The 24,352-nt window shown below is 69.4% G+C and carries 18 protein-coding genes; 6 read left to right on the top strand and 12 right to left on the bottom strand.

Annotated elements, in window-relative coordinates; translation table 11 throughout:
- Nucleotides 1–8: 8 nt before the first annotated feature.
- Complete coding sequence (locus tag ACZ3HV_RS21455; RefSeq protein WP_465686737.1) at nucleotides 9–1,223, bottom strand: GNAT family N-acetyltransferase; 1,215 nt, start codon at nucleotides 1,221–1,223, stop codon at nucleotides 9–11.
- Between the two features lie 195 nt (nucleotides 1,224–1,418).
- Between ACZ3HV_RS21455 and ACZ3HV_RS21450 the strand changes: the two genes are divergently transcribed.
- A complete protein-coding gene (locus ACZ3HV_RS21450) occupies nucleotides 1,419–2,492 on the top strand; it encodes a CobW family GTP-binding protein (RefSeq protein ID WP_465686736.1) in 1,074 nt (357 codons plus the stop codon).
- Here the strand turns inward: ACZ3HV_RS21450 and ACZ3HV_RS21445 are convergent.
- From ACZ3HV_RS21445 to ACZ3HV_RS21430, 4 genes are read right to left on the bottom strand one after another with little or no spacing between them, the layout of a single operon-like run.
- On the bottom strand, nucleotides 2,489–3,196 hold the full coding sequence (locus ACZ3HV_RS21445; RefSeq protein WP_465686735.1) for a maleylpyruvate isomerase N-terminal domain-containing protein: 708 nt from the start codon (nucleotides 3,194–3,196) through the stop codon (nucleotides 2,489–2,491). The two genes, ACZ3HV_RS21450 and ACZ3HV_RS21445, sit on opposite strands and share 4 nt — an antisense overlap.
- A gap of 58 nt (nucleotides 3,197–3,254) precedes the next feature.
- Entirely contained in the window at nucleotides 3,255–4,025 is a 771-nt protein-coding gene (locus ACZ3HV_RS21440; RefSeq protein ID WP_465686734.1) for an HpcH/HpaI aldolase family protein, read from the bottom strand.
- A gap of 14 nt (nucleotides 4,026–4,039) precedes the next feature.
- Nucleotides 4,040–5,569 carry an acyl-CoA carboxylase subunit beta gene (locus tag ACZ3HV_RS21435; protein ID WP_465686733.1) on the bottom strand — a complete coding sequence of 510 codons (1,530 nt, stop codon included), beginning with the start codon at nucleotides 5,567–5,569 and terminating at the stop codon, nucleotides 4,040–4,042.
- Between the two features lie 33 nt (nucleotides 5,570–5,602).
- A complete protein-coding gene (locus tag ACZ3HV_RS21430) occupies nucleotides 5,603–6,766 on the bottom strand; it encodes an acyl-CoA dehydrogenase family protein (protein ID WP_465686732.1) in 1,164 nt (387 codons plus the stop codon).
- 68 nt (nucleotides 6,767–6,834) lie between these two features.
- Between ACZ3HV_RS21430 and ACZ3HV_RS21425 the strand changes: the two genes are divergently transcribed.
- Nucleotides 6,835–7,215 (top strand): MerR family transcriptional regulator, encoded by a 381-nt coding sequence (locus tag ACZ3HV_RS21425; protein WP_465686731.1) that lies wholly within the window; start codon nucleotides 6,835–6,837, stop codon nucleotides 7,213–7,215.
- Nucleotides 7,216–7,304: 89 nt separating this feature from the next.
- Nucleotides 7,305–10,181: a cation-translocating P-type ATPase gene (locus ACZ3HV_RS21420; protein WP_465686730.1), complete on the top strand. Its 2,877-nt coding sequence runs from the start codon at nucleotides 7,305–7,307 to the stop codon at nucleotides 10,179–10,181.
- Here the strand turns inward: ACZ3HV_RS21420 and ACZ3HV_RS21415 are convergent.
- Nucleotides 10,134–10,976 (bottom strand): alpha/beta fold hydrolase, encoded by an 843-nt coding sequence (locus ACZ3HV_RS21415; RefSeq protein ID WP_465686729.1) that lies wholly within the window; start codon nucleotides 10,974–10,976, stop codon nucleotides 10,134–10,136. The genes ACZ3HV_RS21420 and ACZ3HV_RS21415 overlap by 48 nt on opposite strands.
- Before the next feature lie 122 nt (nucleotides 10,977–11,098).
- On the opposite strand from ACZ3HV_RS21415, the gene ACZ3HV_RS21410 reads away from it, so the two are divergent.
- From ACZ3HV_RS21410 to ACZ3HV_RS21400, 3 genes are all read left to right on the top strand, one after another.
- Entirely contained in the window at nucleotides 11,099–12,031 is a 933-nt protein-coding gene (locus ACZ3HV_RS21410) for a polyphosphate kinase 2 family protein (protein ID WP_465686728.1), read from the top strand.
- A gap of 12 nt (nucleotides 12,032–12,043) precedes the next feature.
- Nucleotides 12,044–13,795: a SulP family inorganic anion transporter gene (locus ACZ3HV_RS21405; RefSeq protein ID WP_465686727.1), complete on the top strand. Its 1,752-nt coding sequence runs from the start codon at nucleotides 12,044–12,046 to the stop codon at nucleotides 13,793–13,795.
- Nucleotides 13,796–13,859: 64 nt separating this feature from the next.
- Nucleotides 13,860–14,423 carry a dihydrofolate reductase family protein gene (locus ACZ3HV_RS21400; protein ID WP_465686726.1) on the top strand — a complete coding sequence of 188 codons (564 nt, stop codon included), beginning with the start codon at nucleotides 13,860–13,862 and terminating at the stop codon, nucleotides 14,421–14,423.
- 76 nt (nucleotides 14,424–14,499) lie between these two features.
- On the opposite strand, the gene ACZ3HV_RS21395 is transcribed toward ACZ3HV_RS21400, so the two are convergent.
- The 6 genes from ACZ3HV_RS21395 to ACZ3HV_RS21370 form a co-directional block, all read right to left on the bottom strand.
- The gene (locus tag ACZ3HV_RS21395; RefSeq protein WP_465686725.1) at nucleotides 14,500–15,243 is read right to left on the bottom strand and encodes a sirohydrochlorin chelatase; all 744 of its coding nucleotides are present in this window, start codon (nucleotides 15,241–15,243) and stop codon (nucleotides 14,500–14,502) included.
- Nucleotides 15,240–16,364 (bottom strand): uroporphyrinogen-III synthase, encoded by a 1,125-nt coding sequence (locus tag ACZ3HV_RS21390; RefSeq protein ID WP_360363937.1) that lies wholly within the window; start codon nucleotides 16,362–16,364, stop codon nucleotides 15,240–15,242. Before ACZ3HV_RS21390 ends, ACZ3HV_RS21395 begins: the two co-directional genes overlap by 4 nt.
- Complete coding sequence (gene nirD, locus ACZ3HV_RS21385) at nucleotides 16,357–16,683, bottom strand: nitrite reductase small subunit NirD (RefSeq protein WP_465686724.1); 327 nt, start codon at nucleotides 16,681–16,683, stop codon at nucleotides 16,357–16,359. Before nirD ends, ACZ3HV_RS21390 begins: the two co-directional genes overlap by 8 nt.
- Nucleotides 16,684–16,774: 91 nt before the next feature.
- On the bottom strand, nucleotides 16,775–20,671 hold the full coding sequence (gene nirB / locus ACZ3HV_RS21380; RefSeq protein ID WP_465686723.1) for a nitrite reductase large subunit NirB: 3,897 nt from the start codon (nucleotides 20,669–20,671) through the stop codon (nucleotides 16,775–16,777).
- A complete protein-coding gene (locus ACZ3HV_RS21375; protein ID WP_465686722.1) occupies nucleotides 20,668–22,878 on the bottom strand; it encodes a molybdopterin oxidoreductase family protein in 2,211 nt (736 codons plus the stop codon). The genes nirB and ACZ3HV_RS21375 overlap by 4 nt, the downstream gene beginning before the upstream one ends.
- On the bottom strand, nucleotides 22,875–24,242 hold the full coding sequence (locus ACZ3HV_RS21370; RefSeq protein WP_465686721.1) for an MFS transporter: 1,368 nt from the start codon (nucleotides 24,240–24,242) through the stop codon (nucleotides 22,875–22,877). The genes ACZ3HV_RS21375 and ACZ3HV_RS21370 overlap by 4 nt, the downstream gene beginning before the upstream one ends.
- Nucleotides 24,243–24,352 lie beyond the last annotated feature (110 nt).

The raw sequence follows: 24,352 nt of genomic DNA, 5'->3' as shown, positions 1-24,352 counted from the left end.
CTAACCGATCAGAAGCCGGTATCGAGGAACGGTAGGCGAGATGTGGAAAACGCTTGCGAGGTCGCGGCCAGCGCACCGGCCGTGTGCTCCTCGACCAGTCCGGCCCGGCCGAGCCGCGCGAGCGACGGCTTGCCGAGGTAGACGGCCCCGAGTTCGCGGACGTCGACGGTCAGATCGGGCGTCCGCGTGCTGGGCTCACAGGCGGCGCCGTCCGGGCCACCGGTGAGGTGCCATGTCCCGGCGTTCCAGGGCAGGAAGTTGTCAGTGACCGCGAGGACGACGTCGACATCCCGCGCGTATGTCCGGGCGGCGAGCGCGCGGCCGACATCGACCGGGCGCACCCACAGGCCGTCCCGGGTGATCGGTGACGGGGCTCGCTGGTCGAGCAGCAGATCGAGCAGCGGGTCGTCCGAGGCCAGCATCTCGCAGCGGATCTCACTCAGCAGGTCTGGCTCCAGCAGGTAGCGCCACAGCGCAGCGTGCGACGCGACGTCCACGGCATGCACCCGGTTGACCTCGACGAAACCCTTCTCGGCCCGCTTCGTCCGGTAGTACGCGAACCCGGTCACCTCGCCGTCGCGCTCGGCCAGCACACACCGCCGCTTCGACCCGCTGGCCGGATCGCCCGTCACGTTGTCGGCGATCACGTACTCGTGCCAGCGCTCGTCATGCTGGAACATCCCCGGCCGCTCTGCCGCGAGCCGGTTGCGCAGTGCCGCGCAGGTCGCGAGGGTCTCCCGCACGTCGACGTACCGGATCCGTACGTCGTCGATGCCGGCCACCGGTCGCAGTCCGCGCGCGGCTTTGGGTACGACGATCTCCTGGACGTCCGACGCGAACCCATAGCCGAAGCGGCCGTAGATGACCGGCTCGCTCGCAGTCAGGGCGGCCAGCGGCTCGGTCCCGGTCTCGTGGATCTCGGTCAGTTGCTCGCGCATCAGATCCCGCAGGATGCCGCGCCGCCGATGCGTCGGCCGAACCCCGACCATGGTCACTCCGGCCACCGGCACCTCGGCGGCGCCCGGCACCGCCATCCGCAGCGAGAACGCCCCGGTATGACCGACCAGCTGTCCGTCGTCGATCGCGACGATGCTCCGGTCCGCCTCCCAGACCTTGCGCTCCGTCTCGTACTGCGCCTCGGTCCACGGCGCCGCGAACGCCAGGTCCAGGAGCTCCACGAGCTCGTCCCACCCACCCTTGAACCGCCCGGTCTCGATCGCCATGGCCCCCTGCCTACCAGACCCCCCGGACCCCCGCCCATCGATTTCCGTGCAGCTCGACAGGAGGTATCGCCCCTCGACCACCTCGGATCGGCCTGTCCACGCTCAGGATCCACTGGTCCAACCGATACCTCCTGTCGAGCTGCACACTAGGGAACAGCTCTGGACTGATGAAAATCGTTTTCATATACTCGGGGCATGACCGCCCAAGTGAAGACGCCGTTGTCCCTGTTGGTGGGGCTCTCCACGACGCTGCGGGGGCCTGTGCTCGCTGCGATGACGGACGCGACCACAGTGGTCGTGGTGATCGATCAGGACGAGCTGCCCGAGCGCGGCGTGCTGACCTGGCGAGTGCAGGATGCGTCCGGGCCGATCGACGCCGGCGAGTTCACGGTCGGGGACGACTGCGGTGCGTGCCAGCTGATCGAGTCGCTGGTGCCACTGCTCGAGACTCTGGTCGCGCGGGCGCACTGGGATCACGTCGTACTGGCCACTCCCCCGGCGATGGAGGCGCGGCCGCTCGTGACCACACTCGTGGCGGCGCTGCCCGAGCTCGTCGTCGACACGGTCACCTGCGTGGTCGACGCCGTACTGCTCGTCGCGCAACTGTCCGGCGACGAACTGCTGGCAGAGCGAGGGCTCGCGCTCGGCCTGCCGGACCGACGCAACGTCGCGGAGCTCACCGCACGACAGATCGAGTACGCCGATGTCTGCGTACTCGCGAACGCCCATCGCAACGCGGCGCCCGAGCGACTGCACAACCTCCTCGGGCACCTGAACCCGCGGACGACGGTTGTTGCCACCGACCCGGGAGGCGTGCCGATCGGCGCGGTCGCTCGTACCGGGTTGTTCGACTTCGACGCGGCCGAGGCGTGGGCCGGTGAGCTCGCGTCGTCGGACCGGGTCCAACCCAGCGGGGACGGCGTCACGACTGTGCTGTGGCGATCGACCCGGCCGCTGCATCCGGCCAGGCTGAACGACGCACTCGAGGACATCGTGAACGGCGTGGTCCGCAGCCGCGGTGTGGTCTGGCTGGCGAACCGTCCGACCCAACGGGTCCGCTGGGAGTCGGCCGGGTACAGCGCGTCGCTCGGCATGCTCGGCGAGTGGTCCGAGACCGAGCACCTCGCGGAGTGCTCGGTCGTGGCGACCGGCATGGGCCTGGATCCGGCCCGCCTGCAGTCGGTCCTCGACGCGTGCCTGCTGACCGAGTCCGAGCTCGCCAGCCTGAATTGGCAGGACCTCGACGACCCGTTCGCCGGGGTGCTCTAGGCGAGAAGCGGCAGGCGGTCTGCGTGCGGGCCGAGCATGTCCAGATCGTCCTCGTCGAGCGGGATCCGGCCGGTCGCCTTGAGCACGTACGTCGTGGTGTCCCAGCCGATCTCGTCCCACGCCTCCGGGCCGAACAGGCCGTCCAGCGTCCGGGCCACCACCTGCAGCCCCTCCGGATCCGGCTCGGGCGCGTCCGGGAAGCCGACGACCAGGTCGAGGTGGTGGACGGTTGCTTCGAGCACCAAGGTCGCAACGAAGTCCTTCGCCCGCAACACGTGCCCCTGCGTCTCGACCCGGCGGGTCTTGTCGGCCAGGCCGGCCGCGGCCGCCCGTACCGCCGCCTCGGACACCTCGCGCCAGTGCTGGACCAGTACGCCGGGCTTCCGGTACGCCGCCGCGACCCCGCGGACGAAACTCGTATCCGGTTCGGGGTCACCATTGGTCCGGGCCGGGAAGTCCTGCCAGTACGTGACGAAATCGCGATCCGGATCCGCGGTGGCCGGGCTGGCGAACGCGATCAGAGCGCGCTGAGCGTCGTACAGCAGATGGACCAGCAGCGGACCGACCGGCATACCGGCGCATCTGGTCTCGCGCTCGAAATCCGCGTCGCTCAACCCCTGCACGGTCTCGGTCAGGCGCCCATACGTCCGCCCCAGTGTCGCCGCCAGTCCCAGCGGCAGCGCCCCTCGCTCGGGTGCCTTCATCCAGGCCCTCCTCGATGTATCCTCTCCGAACCTAACCCGAGAAGGCGCCTGCATGTTCCTAAGAGCGGACGGTTTCGAGGTGGGCAGCGGCGATGGCTTCGAGGTGGTTGAGGTCGGAGGAGACGGTGGCGAAGGAGTAGCCCTGGGCCAGCCGGCGCTTGGCTGACTCGCCGTCGAAGGTGTGGATGCCGGCCGCGATCCCGGCCTCGGCTGCGGTCCGCGCGATCAGCTCGACCGCCTCCTCGAACGGACCCTCGATCTCCGGGTCACCCGGGAAGCGGGCACCCAGCGCGAGCCCGAGGTCCGAGGGCCCGACGTACACGCCGTCCAGCCCGGGCGTCGCGCAGATCTCCGCAACGTTCTTCAGGCCGAGCGGGGTCTCGATCATCGCGAGTACGACGGTCGCCGCGTTGGCGTCGGCCGGGACCGGGCCGATGCGCAGCGACGCCCGCGTCGGGCCGAACGAGCGCCCGCCGACCGGCGGATACTTGGCCCCCTGGACCGCCCGCGCCACGTCGTCCGCGGTATCGATCAATGGCACGATCACACCGGCGGCTCCCGCGTCCAGCGCACGCCCGATCGGCGTCGGATCGTTCGCCTCGACGCGGACCAGCCCGACCGACCTGACCTCGCCGAGCGCCGCGCCCGCGTCGATCGCCAGCAGCCCGTTCAGCAGGCCGGTGGATCCGATCAGCCCGTGCTGCCCGTCGAGCACCACATAGTCGTAGCCGAGCCGCGCGATCCGCTCGGTCGCCGGTGGCGCATCCAGCGTCACCCAGTAGCCGACCAGCTTTTCGCGCGAACGGATCCGGTTGGCGAAGTCAGTCATACGGACGAGGCTAACTACACCGGTGGGACGCCGTGGCGGCGGTGCGAGAAAGTCCGGTCCTTGGACTGGGCGGCGGCCAGCCGGGCGATCAGGTCGTTGCGCAGGTTCTCCGGCTCGACGATGGCGTCGATGACCAGGTCGGCGGCCAGCCGGAGGATGTCGATATCGGTCTCGTACTCCTCGCGGAGCTTCGACACGTACTCGACCCGCTCACCCTCGTCGGCGATCTCCTGGATCTTGTTGTAGTACACGGCGTTGATCGCCGCCTCCGGCCCCATCACCGCGATCTTCGCGGTCGGCAACGCGATACACGCGTCCGGCGAGAACCCGGGTCCGCACATCGCGTAGAGGCCGGCGCCGTACGCCTTCCGGACGATCACCGACACGGTCGGCACGGTCGCCTCCGACACCGCGGTGATCATCTTCGCGCCATGCCGGATGATCCCGGCCCGCTCCACCTCACTGCCGATCATGAAGCCCGGCACGTCGCACAGGTACACCAGCGGCACGTTGAACGCGTCGCACAACCAGATGAACCGAGCCGCCTTGTCCGCGGAGTCGACGAACAGTACGCCGCCCTTCACGACCGGCTGGTTCGCGACGATCCCGACCACCTGGCCGGCCAGCAGGCCGAACCCGGTGACGAGCTCCGGCGCGTACGCCGGCTTGACCTCGAAGAACGTGTCCGCGTCGAGGAGCGCGTCGATCACGTCGTGGATGTCGAACCCGACGCTCTCCTCGGCCGGCACCAGATCCCGGGTGAAAGCGCGCGCCGGCGGCGAGGCGTCGTACGACGGAGGCCGCGACTGCCACGAACCGGGCAGGTAGGAGAAATACTGCTTCGCGAGCTCGATCGCCTCGGTGTCGTCGGACGCGAGCAGGTCGCCGCAGCCGGAGACGCTGGTGTGCATCCGGGCGCCGCCCATCTCCTCCAGCGTCACCTTCTCGCCGACCACCATCTCGGCCATCCGCGGTGAGCCCAGGTACATCGAGGCGTTGCCGTCGACCATGATCACGATGTCGCAGAACGCCGGGATGTACGCGCCACCGGCGGCGGACGGACCGAACAGGCAGCAGATCTGTGGCACCTTGCCGGACAGCGCGACCTGGTTGTGGAAGATCCGCCCGGCACCGCGCCGGCCGGGGAACAGGTCGACCTGGTCGGTGATCCGGGCGCCGGCGGAGTCGATCAGCCAGAAGATCGGCAGCTCGTCGCGGATCGCGACCTCGGTCATCCGGACGATCTTCTCCACCGTCCGGGCGCCCCACGACCCGGCCTTCACGGTCGGGTCGTTGGCGACCAGCAGGGCCGGGCGGCCGTCGACCAGCGCCCGGCCGGTGAGCACGCCGTCGGCGGGCAGCCCGGGGTTGAGCGCGTTGGCCAGCTGGGCGTCCTCGACGAAGCTGCCCTCGTCGACGAGCAGGGCGATCCGGTCACGCACGTACAGCTTGTTCTGACTCGCGAGCTTGGCCGCCGCCTTCTCCGGTGGCCCCAGTGTCGCCTCGCGCGCAACCTTGACCTCTGTCCAGTGATCCCGCGTCATACGGTCATCCTGACACTCACCGTTCGTAGGCCGTCATTCCACCGGGAGCCCGAGGCTCCGGGCGATCAGCATCCGCTGGACCTCCGACGTACCCTCGCCGATCTCGAGGATCTTGGCGTCGCGGTAGAAGCGCGTCACCGGGTACTCCTCCATGAAGCCGTAGCCGCCGAAGACCTGGGTCGCGATCCGGGTCGCGGTCACCGCGGACTCGGTCGCGTACAGCTTCGCCACCGACGCGGCCTGCTTGAACTCGGCCATCGACGCGCCGGCGTCCTTCAGTGCCGCGGCCCGGTAGACGAGCAGCTCCGCCGCGTCGGCCATCACCTTCAGGTCCGCGATCTGGAACGCGACGCCCTGCTTGCGCCCGATCGGACCACCGAACGTCTGCCGCTCGCCGGCGTACTGGACCGACATCTCCAGGCAGGCCCGGATGCACCCGAGTGCGACGGCCGCGATCGCCACCCGCCCGTCGTCGAGCGTCGCGAGGAACTGCGCGAACCCCTTGCCGCGCGTGCCGAGCAGGTTCGCCTCCGGCACCCGGCAGCCGGTGAACGCCAGCGGATGGGTGTCAGACGCATGCCAGCCGAGCTTGTCGTACGCCGCCTCGGCCACGAAGCCCGGCGTACCACTCGGGACGATGATCGTGGAGATCTCCGGTTTGCCGTCGGCCTTCTCACCGGTCCGCGCGGTCACGGTCACGCACGAGGTGATGGTGGAGCCGGAGTTGGTGATGAACTGCTTCGCGCCGTCGATCACCCACTCGCCGCCGTCGAGCACCGCGCGCGTCTTGGTCGCGCCCGCGTCGGACCCCGACTCCGGCTCGGTCAGCCCGAACCCGGCCAGCTTCTGGCCCGCCACCAGGTCGGGCAGCCAGGTGGCCTTCTGCTCGTCGGTGCCGAACGTCAGGATCGGGTTGATCCCGAGCCCGACCGCCGCCTCGAGGGTGATGCCCATCGACTGGTCGACCCGGGAGATCTCCTCGATCGCCACGCACAGACTCGTGAAGTCACCGCCCGCACCGCCGTACTCCTCCGGTGCGGTCAGTCCGAACAGGCCGAGCCGGCCCATCTTCTGCACGACCTCCACCGGGAAGTAGTGCTTGCGGTCCCACTCGGCGGCGAACGGCGCGATCTCCGCCTCGGCGAAGTCGCGGACGCTGTGGCGGAACTCGCGGTGCTCCTCGGACAGCTCGAACATGACGCACTCCTCTGTGCTTGACGCTTACGTAAACGTAAAGCACGCTGGGGTGCGTGCACAATATCCCGGTGCCTACCTGGTCGATAGCCGAACTGGCAGCCGAGTACGACGTCACGCTGCGAACGATCCGGTTCTACGAGGACCGCGGCCTGCTCACGCCCGAGCGCCGCGGCACGGTCCGCGTGTACCACTCCCGCGACAAGGTCCGTCTCGGCCTGATCCTGCGCGGCAAGCGCCTCGGCTTCTCCCTCGACGAGATCGCCACCATCGTCGACATGTACGACGCCGAGCCGGGTGAGGCAGGCCAGCTCGAATACCTCCTCGCCCAGATCACCCACCGCCGCGCCGACCTCGAACAGCGCCGCCGCGACATCGACGAAACCCTGCAGGAACTCGCCGAGGTCGAGCGCCGCTGCCAGGCCGACCTCGAGTCGCTGCGCACCCGGTAGATCTCCACGACGCGGAGCCGTAGGCGTACGGCCACGCTCGGTCTACCGTGAAAGCGGGGCCGCCGTACACGAGGCGGAGGGGAGAAACCGTGAGCGAGACCGGCATGACAGCGTCCGCATCAACCGGCACCGGATCGACCGGGGAAGCAGCAACCGGCACCGGATCGACCGGCACCGGGGGGCCGCCCTACTCGCTGGGGACGGACGAAGCGGTCGCCGCGGCCGGATCCGACGCCGTCGCCGGGCTGACCGGGACCGAAGCGGCGAGCCGGCTCTCCTCGTACGGCCCGAACCAGATCGCGGCGGAGAAGCCGCCCTCGATCTGGGCCGTCGCGCTGGCCCAGGTCCGCGACCCGATGAACCTGATGCTGATCGCCGTCGTGGTCGTGAGCCTGCTGATCGGGGAGTTCTCGACCGGGATCCTGGTCGCCCTGCTCATCCTGCTGAACGTCGGACTCGGCACCCGCCAGGAGCTGACGGCGCGGGCGAGCGTCGATGCCCTGGCCAAGATGCAGATCCCGCAGGCCCGGGTGATCCGCGACGGCGAGGTGACGATGATCGCGGCGACCGAGGTGGTTCCGGGCGACCTGGTCGAGGTCGAGGCGGGCGACATCGTGCCCGCCGACGGGCGCATCATCCGGTCCGCGACGCTGGAGGCGCAGGAGGCCGCGCTCACCGGGGAGAGCGCGCCGATCGCCAAGGACTCCGGCACGCTGATCGAGGCAGATGTCGCGCTGGGCGACCAGACCGACATGCTGTTCCAGAACACCTCGGTGACCCGGGGCACCGGCACGATCCTGGTCACCGCGACCGGGATGCAGACGCAGATGGGCCAGATCGCGACGATGCTCACCTCGGTGAAGCGGACGCGGTCGCCGTTGCAGCGGGAGCTGGACTCGCTGACGAAGATCCTCGGGACCATCGCCTGGGGCGCGGTCGCGATCATCGTGGTCGCCGGCCTGATCCGCGGGGTGCCCGGCAAGGAAGTGCTGCTGCTCGGCACCGCGATGGCGATCTCGGCGATCCCGACCGGCATGCCGGCGTTCGTCTCCGGCCTGCTCTCGCTCGGCGCGAAGCAGCTGGCCGCGGCGAAGGCGGTGGTGAAGAACCTCACCGATGTCGAGACCCTCGGCGCCACCAGCGCGATCAACACCGACAAGACCGGGACCCTGACGCTCAACCAGATGATGGTCTCGACGTTGTACGCGAGCGGATTGTGGTTCACTGTCGACGGCGAGGGTTACCGCAAGAGCGGCGCGATCCGTTCGGTGGCCGGCAAGCCCGTGCCGGACTTCACCCGCCTCGCCCTCGGCCTGGCCCTCGACAGCGACGCGGTGGTCGGTGACGACGGATCGGTGATCGGCGACCCGACCGAGGCGGCGCTGGTGGTGCTGGCCGCGAAACTCGGCATCGACGCGGAGGAGACCCGGCAGGCCTACCCGCGGCTGGCCGAGGTTCCGTTCGACTCCGAGTACAAGTTCATGGCGACGTTCCACCGGGTGACCGTCGACGATGTCGAGCATGTCATCGAACTGGTCAAGGGCGCACCCGACGTGGTCGTCGCGCGTTGCACCCAGGCCGGCGGTCCGCTCAGCGGCTCGCAGCTGCCGATCGCCGAGTCGCGGGCCGGTATCGACGACGCTAACGTGCGGATGGGGCAGAAGGGCCTGCGGGTCCTCGCGTTCGCCGCCCGCCTGATCGCCGACGACGAACTGCCCACGATGACCGCCGACCCGATGTCGTTGACCCAAGGGCTGTCGTTCGTGGGGATGGCGGGAATCATCGACCCACTGCGCGCGGAGGCCAAGGACGCGGTCCGGACGGCGCTCACGGCCGGCATCGACGTACGCATGATCACCGGCGACCACGCGATCACCGCGCAGGCGATCGGCGGGGAGCTGGGTCTTGGGCCGGGAGCGGTCAGCGGGACGGAGTTGCAGGCGCTCACCGACGAGGAGCTGAAGGAGCGGTTGCCCCAGCTGCACGTGTTCGGGCGGGTCACGCCCCAGGACAAGCTGAGGCTCGCCCGCACCATGCAGGAGCTAGGCCTGATCGTCGCGATGACCGGTGACGCCGTCAACGATGCGGCCGCCCTCAAGCAGGCCGACATCGGAGTGGCTATGGGAAGCGGGAGCGAGGTGACCAAGCAGGCCGCGCGGATGGTGCTGACCGACGACAACTTCGGCACGCTCGTCCACGCTGTGGAGATCGGCCGGCGCGTCTACGACAAGGTCGTTTCGTACGTTCGATACCAGATGACGCAACTGCTGTCGCTGGTCCTGCTCTATCTCGCCGCGACCGTGTTCAACATCAACGAGGGCGTGGCGATGACGCCCTCCATGGTGTTGTACCTGCTGTTCGTCGCCACCGTGGCCGGCGTCGTCATCATCGCCGTCGATCCCGGTGACCCCGACGTGATGCACCGGCCACCGCGTGACCCCGGCGTACCGATCACGAACCGGGGCGCCGTGGTGATGTGGGTCGTCTACGCCTTCGCGCTGTTCCTTGCCGCGCTGGGGCCGCTGATCCTGGGACCGGACGAGCCGAGTCCCACCCAAGCCAGCGTGTCGATGACCATGACGTTCGTCGTGATGGGGCTGGGGACCGTGTTCAACGCAGTGGTCAACCGGCGTGACCCGACCAGCGGCCTCACGCCACCGATCGTGAAGGCGGTGGCGATCGGGCTGATCTCCTTCGTCCTGCTCTTCCTCGGCACGCAGCTCCCGACACTCCAGGGCGGGCTGCTCACCACCCAACTGAGTCCACGCCAGTGGTTCACCTGCGCCGGCCTGGCCGCGATCCTCCCGATCGTCGTCGAGGTAGGCAAGCTGATCAGACGCCGCCGCCACCCCCAACCACCAACCCTGACCCCCGAGTACGCCGTCGCCCCGGCCCGCGCCCGACGGCCGGCGACCGCGTCAGACGCTGTCTCCGGGGAGGTGGACCACGCGGACCCCGGCAGGTAGTTGAGCGCCGCCGGCAAGCAGCGCCCCGTCCAGCCAGGCCTCGACCACCTTCGCCAACTCCTCCGGGTGGCTGAAGTTCACCGCGTGCGCAGCCCGTTCGACGAGCGCGACCGACAGGTGCCCGGAAGCGAGCCGGACCACTTCGTCGACCCGCGACGGAGACGGCATGAGCGGGTCCCGGCCACCCAGGACGGCCAGCGTCGGGACGGGCGTGTGCAGCAATCGCTCCAGGGACGGGAAGAGGGTCAGCTGGTGGAACAGGCGCAGGCCGTTGACCGGCCCGAACCTCAGGTAGTCCGGCAGCGCGACCGGAACCATCCTCGGGCTCTCACGACTCACGTCCAGCGCCAGTTGGCCGAGCCCGCGGCGCAGTGGTTGGTTCTGCAGACCTCCAGCCGGCGAGACCAGGACCAGGCTGTGGACCCGCTCAGGCGCCTCGTGCGCCACCTCGAGTCCGACCGGACAGCCCATCGAGTTCCCGAGCAGCACGGCCTGGTGGATGTCGAGGGCATCCAGGATCGCCAGCAAGGCGCCGGCCAGAGCGCGAATGTCCAGGACGTGGTCGCGCCGCTCACTGCGGCCGTAGCCCGGCAGGTCCGGGACGACGTTGAGCCGGCGGCCGGCAAGGACACGTGCCGTAGGCATCATGTACGCGCCGGAGATGGCGAAGCCGTGGATGTGGACGAGGGGGATCCCGCCGCCATTCACACTGCGCTGGACGTGGACTGACCTGCCCTCGACGCGTACGTACTCCGTAACCCACCCGCCGTCGGCCACCATGGCGAATTCTCCCACGCGCGGGACGGGTCCGTCGCTGATCCGGCTTCATCCAGGCAGGGTGATGCAGGGCGGGTGCCCGGGGTAGTCGAATGATCGCTTGGAGGGTGGGGCCGGATCGGGCCGGGAGGGGGTTGTGGATGACATCTCGCGAGCAGCGGATCGCCGACTTCATCGAGGCGTTCCGGGTCGAGCCGGGTTCGAAGGTCAAGCTGGGCAGGGACTTCGATCCGGCGTTCCGGGGGACGATCAAGTCCAAGAAGATGGGCCGTCGACTGCTGGCCGAGGGCATCGACCTGCTGGCCGAGTATCAGACCCGGCTGTACGCGCAGCACACGAACAGCGTCCTCGTAGTGCTCCAGGCGCTCGACGCCGGCGGAAAGGACGGCACCATCCGCCACGTGATGACCGGGGTCAATCCGCAGGGCGTGGCGGTGCACGGCTTCAAGGTTCCCTCCAGCGCGGAGCTGGATCACGACTATCTATGGCGCTACGGGCTGCAACTCCCGCGTCGCGGCGAGATCGGCATCTTCAATCGCTCGCACTACGAGGAGGTGCTCGTCGTCCGCGTGCACCCCGCTCTGCTCGAGCGTCAGAACCTGCCGCACAGCGCCCGGGGCCAGGGACTCTGGAGACGGCGTTTCCACGAGATCAACGAGTGGGAGCGAACCCTCAGCCGCAACGGCACCAAGATCGTCAAGCTCTTCCTGAACCTGTCCAAGGAGGAGCAGCGGACGCGCTTCCTGCGGCGGATCGACCTCCCCGACCACAACTGGAAGTTCTCCTCGGCCGACGTCCGCGAGCGTGAGTACTGGGACGACTACCAGCGGGCGTTCTCGAAGATGCTGTCCAGCACGAGCACCGAGTGGGCGCCGTGGCACGTGATCCCCGCCGACCGCAAGTGGTACGCACGCATCGCGTCGGCCGCGGTGATCGCCAACGCGCTGATCGAGATCGATCCGCGCTTCCCCACGATCGACAGCGACGCACGCAAAGCGCTGCTGAAGGTGAAGGAGACCCTCGAGGCACAGTCGCCGGAAGGGGCAGCGCCCGACCCGTTCGAAGCAGGGTAGGCCGGGACCGCGATGGCTGCGCCCACCGACCGTCCCGACGTCAGACCGCCGTGGTGGCAGGAGTATGTGCCCGGCGTCGTGCTGGCCAGGTCGTACCAGCGAGGATGGTTGCCGAAGGACATCGTCGCCGGCCTTGTCCTGTCGGCACTGCTGGTGCCGCAGGGGATGGCGTACGCGCAGCTGGCCGGGCTGCCGCCGGTCACCGGCCTCTACACCTCGATCCTGTGCCTGCTCGGCTATGCGGTCTTCGGCCCGTCCAAGGTGCTGGTGCTCGGTCCTGACTCGTCGTTGGGGCCGATGATCGCGGCAACGATCGCCCCGCTCGTGCTCGCGAACGGCGACCCCGCGCGGGCCATCGCGCTCGCCTCGATGCTGGCCGTGATGGTCGGTGTGGTGATGACGGTCGCCGGGCTGGCCCGGTTCGGGTTCGTGGCCGACCTGCTGTCGAAGCCGACCCAGATCGGTTACATGAACGGGCTCGCGCTGACCATCGTCATCGGCCAACTGGCCAAGCTGTTCGGGTTCTCGGTCGATGCCGAGGGGCTGGTGGAGGAGGTGCGCGAGGTCGCGTTGGGGCTCGCGCACGGGCAGGCCAACCTGACGGCCGCGATCCTGGGGGTGGGTTCACTGGCCGGCATCCTGCTGCTGAACAGGTTCATGCCCAAGCTGCCGAGCGTCCTCATCATCGTGGTGCTGGCCTCCATCCTGGTCGGCGCGTTCGACCTGACCTCCCACGATGTCGACACGGTCGGCGTACTCCCGCAGGGATTCCCGCCGTTCACGATCCCGGATGTCACCTGGGGCGACCTGCCGCCACTGGTCGTCGGAGCATTCGCCATCGCGGTGGTCGCGCTCGCCGACACGATGTCCACGGCGTCGGCGTTCGCCGCTCGCAGAGGCGAGCGGGTGCGCGGGAACCAGGAGATGGTCGGTATCGGTGCGGCCAACATCGCGGCCGGGTTCTTCCAGGGTTTTCCGGTCAGCACCAGCGGGTCCCGTACCGCCGTCGCCGAGCAGGCAGGCTCCAAATCCCAGGTGACCGGTGTTGTCGGCGCTGTGACGATCACGGTGGTGCTGGTCTTCGCCACCGGCCTGATGCAGTACGTGCCGCAGCCGACCCTGGGCGCGATCGTCATCGCCGCCGCGCTGTCGCTGGCCGACATCGCCGGGACACGCAGGCTGTGGCGGCAACGGCGGACGGAGTTCTGGCTGTCCATCACCGCGCTGCTCGGCGTGGCCCTCCTCGGTGTACTGCCCGGCATTCTCATCGCCGTGGGCCTGTCCATTCTCAACGTCTTCCGCCGCGCCTGGTGGCCGCACCAGGCCGAGCTCGGCCGGGTGGAGGGGATCGACGGCCTGCACGACACCGAGAGCTACCCCGACGCCGATCTGCTGCCCGGTCTGGTCGTCTACCGCTTCGACGCACCGCTGATCTTCGCGAACGCGCGGATGTTCGGTGAGAAGGTGCGGGAGCTCGCCGAGGACGACCCGGACCTGCGGTGGATCATCGTCGCCGCCGAGCCCATCACCGACGTCGACACCACCGCCTCCGACATGCTGCACGAGCTGGACGCCTGGCTCAACGAGCGTGGGGTTTCGCTGGTCTTCGCGGAGATGAAGGATCCGGTGCGCGAGAAGATCGAACGGTACGGGCTCACCCGCACGATCGATCCGGCGCACTTCCTCCCGACGCTGGACGAGGCCGTCGAGCAGTACGTGCGGGAGTCCGGCGCAACCTGGAGTGCGCCGGAGAACAAGGCGTGACTGTCGATCTGCGGTCGGGGCATTCGTGTAGGGGGTGAGAGAACGCCTACGCGAGGAGATAGTCATGATCACGGTGGTGTGCAACCTGACGCTGGACGGTGTGATGCAGGCGCCGGGGCGGGTGGATGAGGATGTGCGCGACGGCTTCGAGTACGGCGGCTGGGCGACGCCGTACAGCCAGGACGCGATGGGGCGCGTGCTGGGTCAGCGGGCCGGTAGGTACGGCGGGATGCTGCTCGGGCGGCGGACGTACGACGACTTCGCGGGCTTCTGGCCGAAGCAGCCTGACAACCCGTACACCGAGGCGCTCAACCGCCAGCAGAAGTACGTCGCCTCGTCGACGCTGACGGTCCCCGAATGGGTCAACAGCCACGTGATCGGCGTGGACGACATCGCGAAGCTGACGGCCGAGCAGGACCTCATCGTCCTCGGCAGCGGTGAGTTGATCCGATCGATTCCGGACCTGATCGACGAATACATCCTGCTGATCCACCCGCTCGTCCTCGGCACCGGCCGCCGCCTGTTCGGCGACCTGCACCAACCACTCGCCCTCGAGCACTCCGAGCCCACCACGACCGGCGTGGTGATCAACACCTACCGGCCGGCATCCGTACCGAACAACGGGTAGTGGTCGGCCGACACGCTGCGGGGTGGCGCTCACCGGGGCCGAATCAGCCACCACTACCCGTTGTTCGGTACGCCGACTAGACGGCGACGGCTGATGAGCGGAGGGCGGTCCGGTAGCGGCGGAGAGCCAGGTCGGCCAGGCGGGGGTCGGCGCCGAGGGGAGGGCTGACGAAGCGGGGACCGGAGAGGCGGCGGACGCGGTCTGCGAAGAAGCCGGGGGCCAGAAGGTACGTCGCTACGGCGACTCGACCGGGAGTGCGGGAGAGGACGGCGGGCAGGCGTTCACCGGCGCCGGAGACGTAGCCGACCGAGACCGGCCGGTCGATCCGGGCGGAGAGCAGCTCGGCTGTCTCGGCGCAGTCGGCGAGAGCTCGGGGGTCCGAGGAACCGGCGGCGGCCAGGACCACGTGGTCGACGCGGTTCAGGCTCCCGAGGCGGTCGGCGAGAATCTCGGCCAGCACCGGGTCCGGGCCGAGCGCGTCGGCAGCGTGGACCCGGCCGGGGAACCGGTCCACCTCGGCGGCGACGTCGACGTAGACGTGGTAGCCGCTGCTCAGCAACAGCGGCACCACGACGGCTTGGTTGCTATCGGCAACCACGCGGCCGACCAGCGACGGCAGCGCCGGTACGTCGACGTCGACGAAGCCGAGCGACACCGGCACCTCGGGACACCGCCGCGCCATCAAGCGGGCCAGCTCACGCACCTCGCGGATGCCGCGGGGATCCGCAGTCCCGTGCGCCGCCGCGATCAGGTCGACACCCCGCGGCATCGCGCCGACAAGCAGCCGAGGCCTCCGCCGGCTGGACAGGTCCGCGGTCACGTTGGCACTCCGGCTGGTTCGACTGCGAGGCGGTAGCCGCGGCGGACGACTGTGCGCACGAGCTCGGGGCGGCCCACCGCCGTACGCAGTCTGTTCACCGTTACCTCCACCGCGTGGACGTCCTCGGCTCCGGGGAGTACGGCGAGCAGCGCGGGCCGCGACACCACGTCACCGCCGGCCGCGACCAGGGCCGCCAGTACGGCGCGTGGACCCGGGCCGAGCGGCAACACGACCCCGTCCAGCACCGCAGCACCACCGCGGATCACCAATTGCCCGAACTCGGTCTCGATCGACCGGGCGTTGTCATCCGTCAGCCGGTCGGTCACGATCCGGATCAGGGCACCCAACCGGTAGCGATCCGGCACGAGCGGCTCCAAGCCCAACGCCACAAAGGGTCCAGCGGTCACCGGACCGACGCAGGCGTTCAGCACCCGACCTGTCCGCAGTGCCGACACAAGAGCGTCGTACTGCCCGGTCAAGGCCGCAGCGTCGAGCATGGCCTGCGCACCGGGTGCAGAGGTGTGCACCACCGCGTCCACGATCCCTGTGCAGACCTGACCGATCATCCGCTCGACCATCGCCGGGTCAGGCGCCGGACCCCAGCGGTACACCTCCAGCCCGCGCACCGACGCCCCAGCCGACCGCAATGCGTCCTGCAGCGCCGGGTCCGACAAGCCATGCAGCTGTACGACGATCTTCCGCCCGTGCACCCCTTGGTCGCGGAGCCACTCCACCACCTCGGCGGTCGTCTCCGACCGGGCAGACCAGTGCTCGACCAGTCCAGCAGCCCGGATCGCACCCCGCGCCTTCGGACCGCGGGCGAGGATGCGCGACTGCTCCAGCGTGCCGAGGAGATCCGCGGCCAGGCCGGCGGTGTCGGCCGCCTCGATCCAGCCACGGAACCCGACCGCGGTGGTGACGACGACATCGTCCGGCGGGTTCGCGATCACCCGCCGGGTCGCCTCGAGCAGTGCGTGGTCGTCGGCGACCGGCACGATCTGCAGCGTCGGCGCGTGCATCACCTTCGCGCCGCGCCGCTCGAACGAGGCGATCAGGTCCTCGGCGCGGCGGTGCGCGCTGATCGCGATCGTGCAGCCACTGAGTGGCCCGGTCCTAGTCACCGGAATTCACCACTACCTGTCCGTCGACCACTTCGACCCGATACACCGGAAGCGACTCCGACGGATCGTCCAGGCACTGGCCCGTGCGAAGGTCGAAGACCTGCTTGAACATCGGCGACGCGACCGTCGGTACCTCGCCCCGGCTGCCGACGATGCCGCGGGACATCACATTCGCGCCGCTGAACGGATCTTGGTTGCCGATGGCAAACACTTCGCCGTCATGCGTGCGGAACAAGGCGATCTGTACGTCCCCGATCAGGGCCGCGACACCACGCTCCGGCAACAGTACGTCGTACCGGCAGACCACCGTCTGACTCATCGCGGTCACACTCATCCACGTCCTCGCTTCGCTCCGGGCGCGGATGAGGCACCGGGCACGCTGTGCTTGATTGTGAACTCGCTTCGCTCCTTCACTGGCGTACCTCCAATCGGGGGCCGGCGAGCAGCACCGGCTCCAGCTGTCCGCGCTCGGCCGGGGTGGCGGGCCGCGGCTGGTTGCGCTCGACCACGTACCGCAGGTCGGCGTCGGGCTGGTCCGGTGCGTTCACGAACGAGACGAACCGGGCCAGCTTGTCGGGGTCGTTCAGGGTCGCCTGCCACTCGTCGACGTAGGAGTCGACGTGCTTGGCCATCGCGGCGTCCAGGTCGGCGGCGATGCCGAGGCTGTCGTTCAGTACGACGTCCCGCACGTGATCCAGGCCGCCGTCGAGCTCACGCATCCACACCGCGGTCCGCTGCAGCCGGTCGCCGGTGCGGATGTAGTACATCAGGAACCGGTCGATCGCCTGGAACAGCTCCTCGTCACTCAGGTCGGACGCGAGCAGCTCGGCGTGCCGGGGCGTCATGCCGCCGTTGCCGCCGACGTACAGGTTCCAGCCCTTCTCGGTGGCGATCACGCCGACGTCCTTGCCGCGGGCCTCGGCGCACTCCCGGGCGCAGCCGGACACCCCGAGCTTGAGCTTGTGCGGCGACCGCAGCCCGCGGTACCGCAGCTCCAGCGCGATCGCCATGCCCACCGAGTCCTGTACGCCGTACCGGCACCAAGTGGACCCGACACACGACTTCACCGTCCGCAACGCCTTGCCGTAGGCGTGCCCGGACTCGAAGCCGGCGTCGACCAGCCGCTGCCAGATCGCCGGCAACTGCTCGATCCGGGCGCCGAACAGGTCGACCCGCTGGCCGCCGGTGATCTTGGTGTAGAGGCCGAAGTCGCGGGCCACCTCGCCGATCGTGATCAGGCCTTCGGGGGTGATCTCGCCACCCGGGATCCGCGGGACGACGGAGTACGTGCCGTCCTTCTGCATGTTGGCCATCACGTGGTCGTTGGTGTCCTGCAGCGTCGCCCGTTCGCCGTCGAGCACGTGCCCGCTGGGATCGAGGCTGGCCAGGATCGACCCCACCACCGGCTTGCAGATGTCGCAGCCACGGCCGGTCCCGTGCCGCTCGACGATCTCACTGAACGTGCGCAGCTCGGTGATCCGGACGACGTCGAACAGCTCGGCCCGGCTCACAGCGAAGTGCTCACACAGGGCCTTGCTGACCTCGACGCCGGCCTTGGTGAGCTCGGTGTTGAGCAGGTTCTTCACGATCGGCAGGCAGGAACCACAGCTCGTCCCGGCCTTGGTCTTGCCACACACCGACTTGATGTCGCTGCAGCCTTCGTCTCGTACGGCGCACCGGATCGTGCCCGCGGACACGTTGTTGCACGAACACACCGGCGCGTCGTCGGGCAGCTCGAGCTGCACCGGTCCGGCGCCCTCTGGCAGCAGGAACGCGGCCGGATCCGCGCCGAGCTCACGGCCGACCATCGGGCGCAGTCCGGAGTACGCCGACGCGTCGCCGACCAGGATGCCGCCGAGCAGCGTACGAGCGTCATCGGACAGCACGAGCTTCTTGTAGACACCGGCCACGGGGTCGGCGTACACAATGTCGAGCGCGCCCTCGGTCGCGCCGAACGCGTCGCCGAAGCTGGCCACGTCGACGCCGAGCAGCTTCAGCTTGGTGGAGGTGTCCGCACCCGGGAACGTCGCCTCGCCACCGAGCAGCCGGTCGGCGACGATCTCGGCCATGGTGTAGCCGGGGGCAACCAATCCCCACACGCGACCTTCGATACAAGCGACTTCGCCGATCGCCCAGACACCGGGCACCGACGTACGGCAGGCCTCGTCGACGACCACGCCGCCGCGCTCGCCGATCTCCAGGCCGGCGGCCCGGCCAAGCTCGTCCCGCGGGCGTACGCCGGTCGCGAAGACCACCACGTCGGCCGGGAGATCGGGGCCTTCGGCAACGGCCATCGCCCGGGCCGCGCCCTGCGAGGTGAGCTTGACCCGGGTCGTCTGGGTCGAGGTCATCACGTCCACGTCGAGATCCCGGATCAGCCGAGCCAGTGCGCTGCCGCCGCCCTCGTCGACCTGCAGCGGCATCAGCCGGGGCGCGAACTCGACGACCTTGGTTGCCGCGCCGAGGGCCCGGAGTGCACCGGCTGCTTCGAGGCCGAGCAGCCCGCCGCCGACGACGACGCCGTGGACGTCCTTGCCTTCGCTCTTGAGCCGTTCGACGTACACCCGCAGCGCGGCCACGTCGTCGATGGTGCGGTAGACGAAGCAGCCTTGGGCGTCGCTGTTCTTCACCGGCGGGACGAAGGCCGACGAGCCGGTCGCCAGGACCAGTTCGTCGTACCCGATCTCCTCGCCGCGCGCGGTCTTCACGGTCTTGCCGGCGGTGTCGATCTCGGTGACCTGCACGCCCTTGCGCAAGGTCACGGCCGGGTCGTCCCAGAGCTCCGGGTCGCCGAGCGAGAGGTCGTGCGGGTCGCGGCCGGAGAAGTAGCTGGTCAGCGCGACTCGGTCGTACGGGAGCCGCGGCTCCTCGGCCAGCACGGTGACGCGGTAGCTGACACCGGTGTCGCGTGAGCGCAGTGCCTCCACGAGCCGGTGCGCGACCATGCCACCGCCCACCACCACAACCTGCCGGGCCTTGCTCAGCTCTGCCATCGTCGCCCTCCTGCTCGGGACTGGTTCGGTCTCGCCGCGACGGAAGCGGTCGAGCAGTTCGCCGACGGCGCCGGTGCAACTGCCGCACCCGGTCGTCGCCCGCGTCGTGGCGGCGATGCCGGCGACACTGTCGGCACCCCCGCGCCAGGCCGCCTCGATCGCGGCCCTGGTGACGCCGTTGCACCTGCAGACGGTCGCCACCTTCTTCTTCGGTACGACGGGTTCCGCCAGCAACCCGGCCGCCACCACCGGCGTCCCCCGGTCCGCCAGCAAAACCAGCTCTGCGGCCACATCCGGCGCTCCCACCGCGACCGCCGACCGAACCACGCCGTCCCGGAGAACGGCCCGCACATACCGGCCGCCGTCCTCCAGCCGGACAACTTCCCCGCCCTCGTCCTTGTCACCCAGCACAAGCACGTCGAGCCCGCCGGCCGTCAGCCGAACAACGTCAAAGTCAGGCAGCTCAGCCGGCGCACCTGACAACTGCTGGCCCAGTGCCTCGGCCTGAGACCAGGCAGAAGCAACAGTGCCTGTCATCCGGCCGTCCACCTCGGCGCAGTCGCCGATCGCGTGCACCCGTGGGTCATCCGGGCTCGTCAGCGTGCGGTCGACAACAATCCCGGTCCGGACGGTCAGCCCGGTCGCCAGCTCGGTCCGGGGCTTCACCCCACACGCGACCACCAGCAACTCACCGAACACCTGCCGTCCACTGCGCAGGTTCAGCGCCCGGAATCGCCCATCGCGAACGTCGGTCCCGTCGAGGGTCGTGTTGAGCAACACCTCGACACCCAACTCCCGCACGGCCCGCGTGACCCGCCGCCCGGCGGAGAGCCGAACCGTCTTGTCCAGCAGGCTTTCCCCGTCATGAACCAACGTGACCGCGACACCCCGCTCCCGCAGCGCACACGCGGTCTCCACACCAAGCACGCCACCACCAAGCACCACCGCCCGCCGCACCTGCGAGAGACCAACGACCGCCTTCGCGTCGGCTGTGGATCGCAACGTGTGAATCCCGGCGGCGTCGACCACCTCGGCCGGCACGACCGGCACCGCTCCAGTGGCGAACACCAGCCGGTCGTACTCCCATTCGCGACCACTGGCATCGGTCACGACCCGGCGATCCCGGTCGACAGCAACCGCGGTAGCCACCGGCTCGTCCCCGACCACGGGAGCTGCCGCGCGGCCGGCGAGGTACTCGGTCAGCCGACTGCGGTTGTACGACGGCTCGTCACCGAGCACAACCACGTTAGGCAGCAGCTGAGCGAGCCGCCGGCCCGCCATCCCACCACCGATGATCACGACACGTTCGGTCATGTGGCCTCCCGGCCTGGACTGAGGAGCGCAGGGAGCGCAGCGACCGGAGCGACGAGGGAAGGCCGGGAACCAAGGCCCCATGACCCTGCCGGCGCCGAAGGCCCGGCCAAAAGCACAGCTGTGACTTCTACGGCACAGACCTTGAACTCGGGCATGCGGGAGACCGGGTCGAGTGCATCGTTGGTGAGCTCGTTGACCGCGCCCGCCCCGCCGTAGTGGAACGGCACGAACACCGTGTCCGCCCGCACATCCGCCGTCACGCGAGCCGGCAGCACCATCGAGCCGCGAGCCGTACGCAACCGGACCGGACGCCCGTCCGCGATCCCCAACTGCGCAGCCACCCGTGGGTGAATCTCGGCGTACACCTCGGGCTCGGCCTCAGCCAACTCCGGCACACGGCGGGTCTGCGCGCCACTCTGGTAGTGCTGCAACAGCCGGCCGGTGATCAGATAGATCGGCGCCGCCGCGTTCAGGTCGTCCGCGACCGGCCGGTGGTCCACCGGCACCACGTGCGCACGACCATCCGGCGTTGCGAACCCGTCCGCGAACAACCGCGGCGTCCCGGGATGCCCCTCGAACGGAACCGGCCAGAACAGCGCCTCACCGGAGTCGATCCGCTCCCAAGTGATCCCGGAGTAGTCCGCCTTCCCACCGGCACTGGCCAGCCGCAGTTCCTCGAAGACCTCACCAGGATCGGTCGAGAACGCCGCCGTACACCCGAGCCGCGAAGCCAACCCCGCAAAGACATCCAGGTCACTGCGCACCTCACCCGGCGGTGCGATCGCAGCCTGCCGCCGCAGCACGCGTCCCTCGAGCGACGTCATCGTGCCCTCTTCCTCGGCCCACTGCGTGACCGGAAAGACGACATCCGCGAGCAGAGCGGTCTCGGACGGTACGACGTCCGCCACCACCAGCAGGTCGAGAGACGAGAGCCGCTCACGCACGGACGACAAGCGGGGAGCTGACACCAGCAGGTTGCTGCCATGGACAAGCAGTGCCTTCGGACCGTCAGGCGTACCAAGGGCATTGATGAGTTCGACTGCACTCTTGCCAGGTCCGGGGAGGTCAGCTGGGTCGACGCCCCAGACGCCGGCCACATGCGCTCGCGCAGCCGGGTCGGTGATGCTGCGGTAGCCGGGCAGCTGATCGGCCTTCTGACCGTGCTCCCGACCGCCCTGACCGTTCCCCTGCCCGGTGATGCAGCCATAGCCGCTGCCAAGCCGCCCAGGCAGCCCGAGCGCCAGCGCCAGGTTGATGCACGCTGTCACGGTGTCGGTGCCCTTGCTGTGCTGCTCGGCGCCGCGACCGGTGAGGATGAACGCTCCAGCACCACCGTGTACGGGCGCCGCAGCCGCAAGCACCCGAGCGGTCCGCCGGATCGTCGCCGCGGGCACACCGGTGACCCGCTCAGCACGCTCCGGCCACCAGGACGCCGTCGACCGGAACAACACATCCGGATCGTCCACCCGCTCATTCAGGTACGCCGTATCCGCCAGACCTTCCTGCAGTACGACGTGAGTCAGCGCGAGCACCAGCGCCAGATCCGTCCCCGGAGTCGCCTGCAGGTGGATGCCGGCATCGTCCGCGGTCAGGCCTGCGGTCGCCGAGCGACGCGGGTCGACGACCAGAAGTCCACCCGAGTCTCGTGCGGCCTGCAGATGCGCGACCGCGGGCGGCATCGTCTCGGCGATGTTGCTGCCGACCAGCAGGACGGCACCAGCACCGCCCAGGTCGGCCAGCGGGAACGGCAGTCCACGGTCGATCCCGAAGGCCCGGTTGGTCGCGGCCGCCGCGGACGACATACAGAACCGGCCGTTGTAGTCCACATTCGCGGTCTTCAACGCCACCCGGGCGAACTTGCCCAGTGCGTAAGCCTTCTCGTTGGTCAGACCGCCCCCGCCGAACACAGCGACCGAGTCACGGCCGTGGGCGGCCTGCAACGACCGGATGCGGTCGGCCACGAAGTCCAGCGCGGCGTCCCAACTCGTCTCCACCAGATTGCCCGCCGCGTCGCGCACCAGTGGCATGGTGAGCCGGTCCGGCACCGTGAGTACCTCAGGAGCCGTCCAGCCCTTGCGGCACAACCCGCCCCGGTTGGTCGGGAACTCGCGCGGCCGCACCTCCACTGCACCCGGCCGGTCGACCGGGTGCAGGGTGGTGGCGCACTGCAGAGCGCAGTACGGACAGTGAGTGGGGACAGCGCTCACACGCGCTCCCGGCTGAGCGGGCCACCCTTGCGGAGGTAGCAGAAGTACGTCACGGCCAGGCACAGGACATAGAAGCCGCAGAACACGTACAGCGCCGGGACCAGCGAGCCGAAGTGACTCGTCGACATCGCGAACCCGCGCGGGACCAGGAAGCCGCCGTACGCGCCGACCGCGGAGGCGATCCCGATACAGGCCGCCGCCTCCCGCCGGGCCCGGCCGGGGTCGCCCGGCGTGGTCAGCCGGAACACCGCGGGGATCATCCGGTACGTCGATCCGTTCCCGGCGCCGCTCGCCACGAACAGGACCAGGAAGCTGATCAGGAACGCGGTGAAGCTCCCCGAGTTCAGCGACACGATCGCGGCCAGGATGCCGAGGCCCATCACCACGAACGCGCACACCGTCACCCAGGCGCCGCCGACCTTGTCCGACAGCTTGCCGCCGAACGGCCGCGCGACCGACCCCACCAGCGCGCCGAGGAACGCGATGTGCGCCACCGTGATCTCCGGGAACGTGGTCTTGATCAGCAGCGGGAACGCCGCCCCGAAGCCGATGAACGAGCCGAAGGTGCCGATGTAGAGGAACGAGATGATCCAGGTGTGCGGCCGCTTCGCCGCCGCGATCGAGGCGCGGAACGACGAGGTCGCGGCAGACAGGTTGGACATCAGCTTCCAGGCCAGGAACGCGGCCAGCAGGATCAGCGGGATCCACATCAGGCCGGCCCGGTTCAGCGTCAGTCCGGCGCCGGCGACGATCACGATCGGCACCAGCAACTGGACCACGGCCACGCCCAGGTTGCCGCCGGCCGCGTTGATGCCGAGCGCGAAGCCCTTCTCCTTCTCCGGGTAGAAGAACGAGATGTTCGTCATACTGCTGGCGAAGTTGCCGCCGCCGACACCCGCTGTGGCCGCGACCAGCGCCATCACCACGAACGGCGTACCCGGCTGGGTGATGAAGTAGGACAGCCCGATGGTCGGGATCAGCAGCAACAGTGCGGAGACGACCGTCCAGTTCCGGCCGCCGAATCTCGGTACGGCGAACGTGTACGGCAGCCGCAGTGTCGCGCCGACCAGGCTGGGCAGGGCGACCAGCCAGAAGAGCTGGTCGGTGCTGTAGGCGAAGCCGGCCTTGGGCATCGAGACCACGACGATGCTCCACAACTGCCAGACCGAGAAGCCCAGGAACTCGGCGAAGATGGAGGGCCAGAGGTTGCGCCGCGCCACCGCGCGGCCCTTCTCGGCCCAGAAACCGGCGTCCTCCGGGTCCCAGACATCGATCCAGCGCCCGCGCCGCGGCGCCTCGATAGTGCCCACCGCACCGGCTTGGTCGCGGTGAGTGACGACCTCCGGTGGTGTCTCGAGCGTCATCGTGCGTCTCCGATCGTCCGACCTGACTGATTAGGCCAGGACGCTATGACCGGGGTGTTTCCGAGTAGTCATCTTGTTGTTACGCCGCCGAAACGGCTCCCGCACACCCA

Source organism: Kribbella sp. NPDC020701, from assembly GCF_055562215.1.
This window is presented reverse-complemented; position numbering and strand designations above follow the sequence as displayed.

Coding starts and splice junctions, on each gene's coding strand:
- ACZ3HV_RS21445 (WP_465686735.1), bottom strand. CDS start 3,196: ATGAAGGCACCCGAGCGAGGGGCGCTGCCGCTGGGACTGGCGGCGACA.
- ACZ3HV_RS21440 (WP_465686734.1), bottom strand. CDS start 4,025: ATGACTGACTTCGCCAACCGGATCCGTTCGCGCGAAAAGCTGGTCGGC.
- ACZ3HV_RS21430 (WP_465686732.1), bottom strand. CDS start 6,766: ATGTTCGAGCTGTCCGAGGAGCACCGCGAGTTCCGCCACAGCGTCCGC.
- ACZ3HV_RS21450 (WP_465686736.1), top strand. CDS start 1,419: ATGACCGCCCAAGTGAAGACGCCGTTGTCCCTGTTGGTGGGGCTCTCC.
- ACZ3HV_RS21435 (WP_465686733.1), bottom strand. CDS start 5,569: ATGACGCGGGATCACTGGACAGAGGTCAAGGTTGCGCGCGAGGCGACA.
- nirB (WP_465686723.1), bottom strand. CDS start 20,671: ATGACCGAACGTGTCGTGATCATCGGTGGTGGGATGGCGGGCCGGCGG.
- ACZ3HV_RS21400 (WP_465686726.1), top strand. CDS start 13,860: ATGATCACGGTGGTGTGCAACCTGACGCTGGACGGTGTGATGCAGGCG.
- ACZ3HV_RS21405 (WP_465686727.1), top strand. CDS start 12,044: ATGGCTGCGCCCACCGACCGTCCCGACGTCAGACCGCCGTGGTGGCAG.
- ACZ3HV_RS21455 (WP_465686737.1), bottom strand. CDS start 1,223: ATGGCGATCGAGACCGGGCGGTTCAAGGGTGGGTGGGACGAGCTCGTG.
- ACZ3HV_RS21370 (WP_465686721.1), bottom strand. CDS start 24,242: ATGACGCTCGAGACACCACCGGAGGTCGTCACTCACCGCGACCAAGCC.
- nirD (WP_465686724.1), bottom strand. CDS start 16,683: ATGAGTCAGACGGTGGTCTGCCGGTACGACGTACTGTTGCCGGAGCGT.
- ACZ3HV_RS21410 (WP_465686728.1), top strand. CDS start 11,099: ATGACATCTCGCGAGCAGCGGATCGCCGACTTCATCGAGGCGTTCCGG.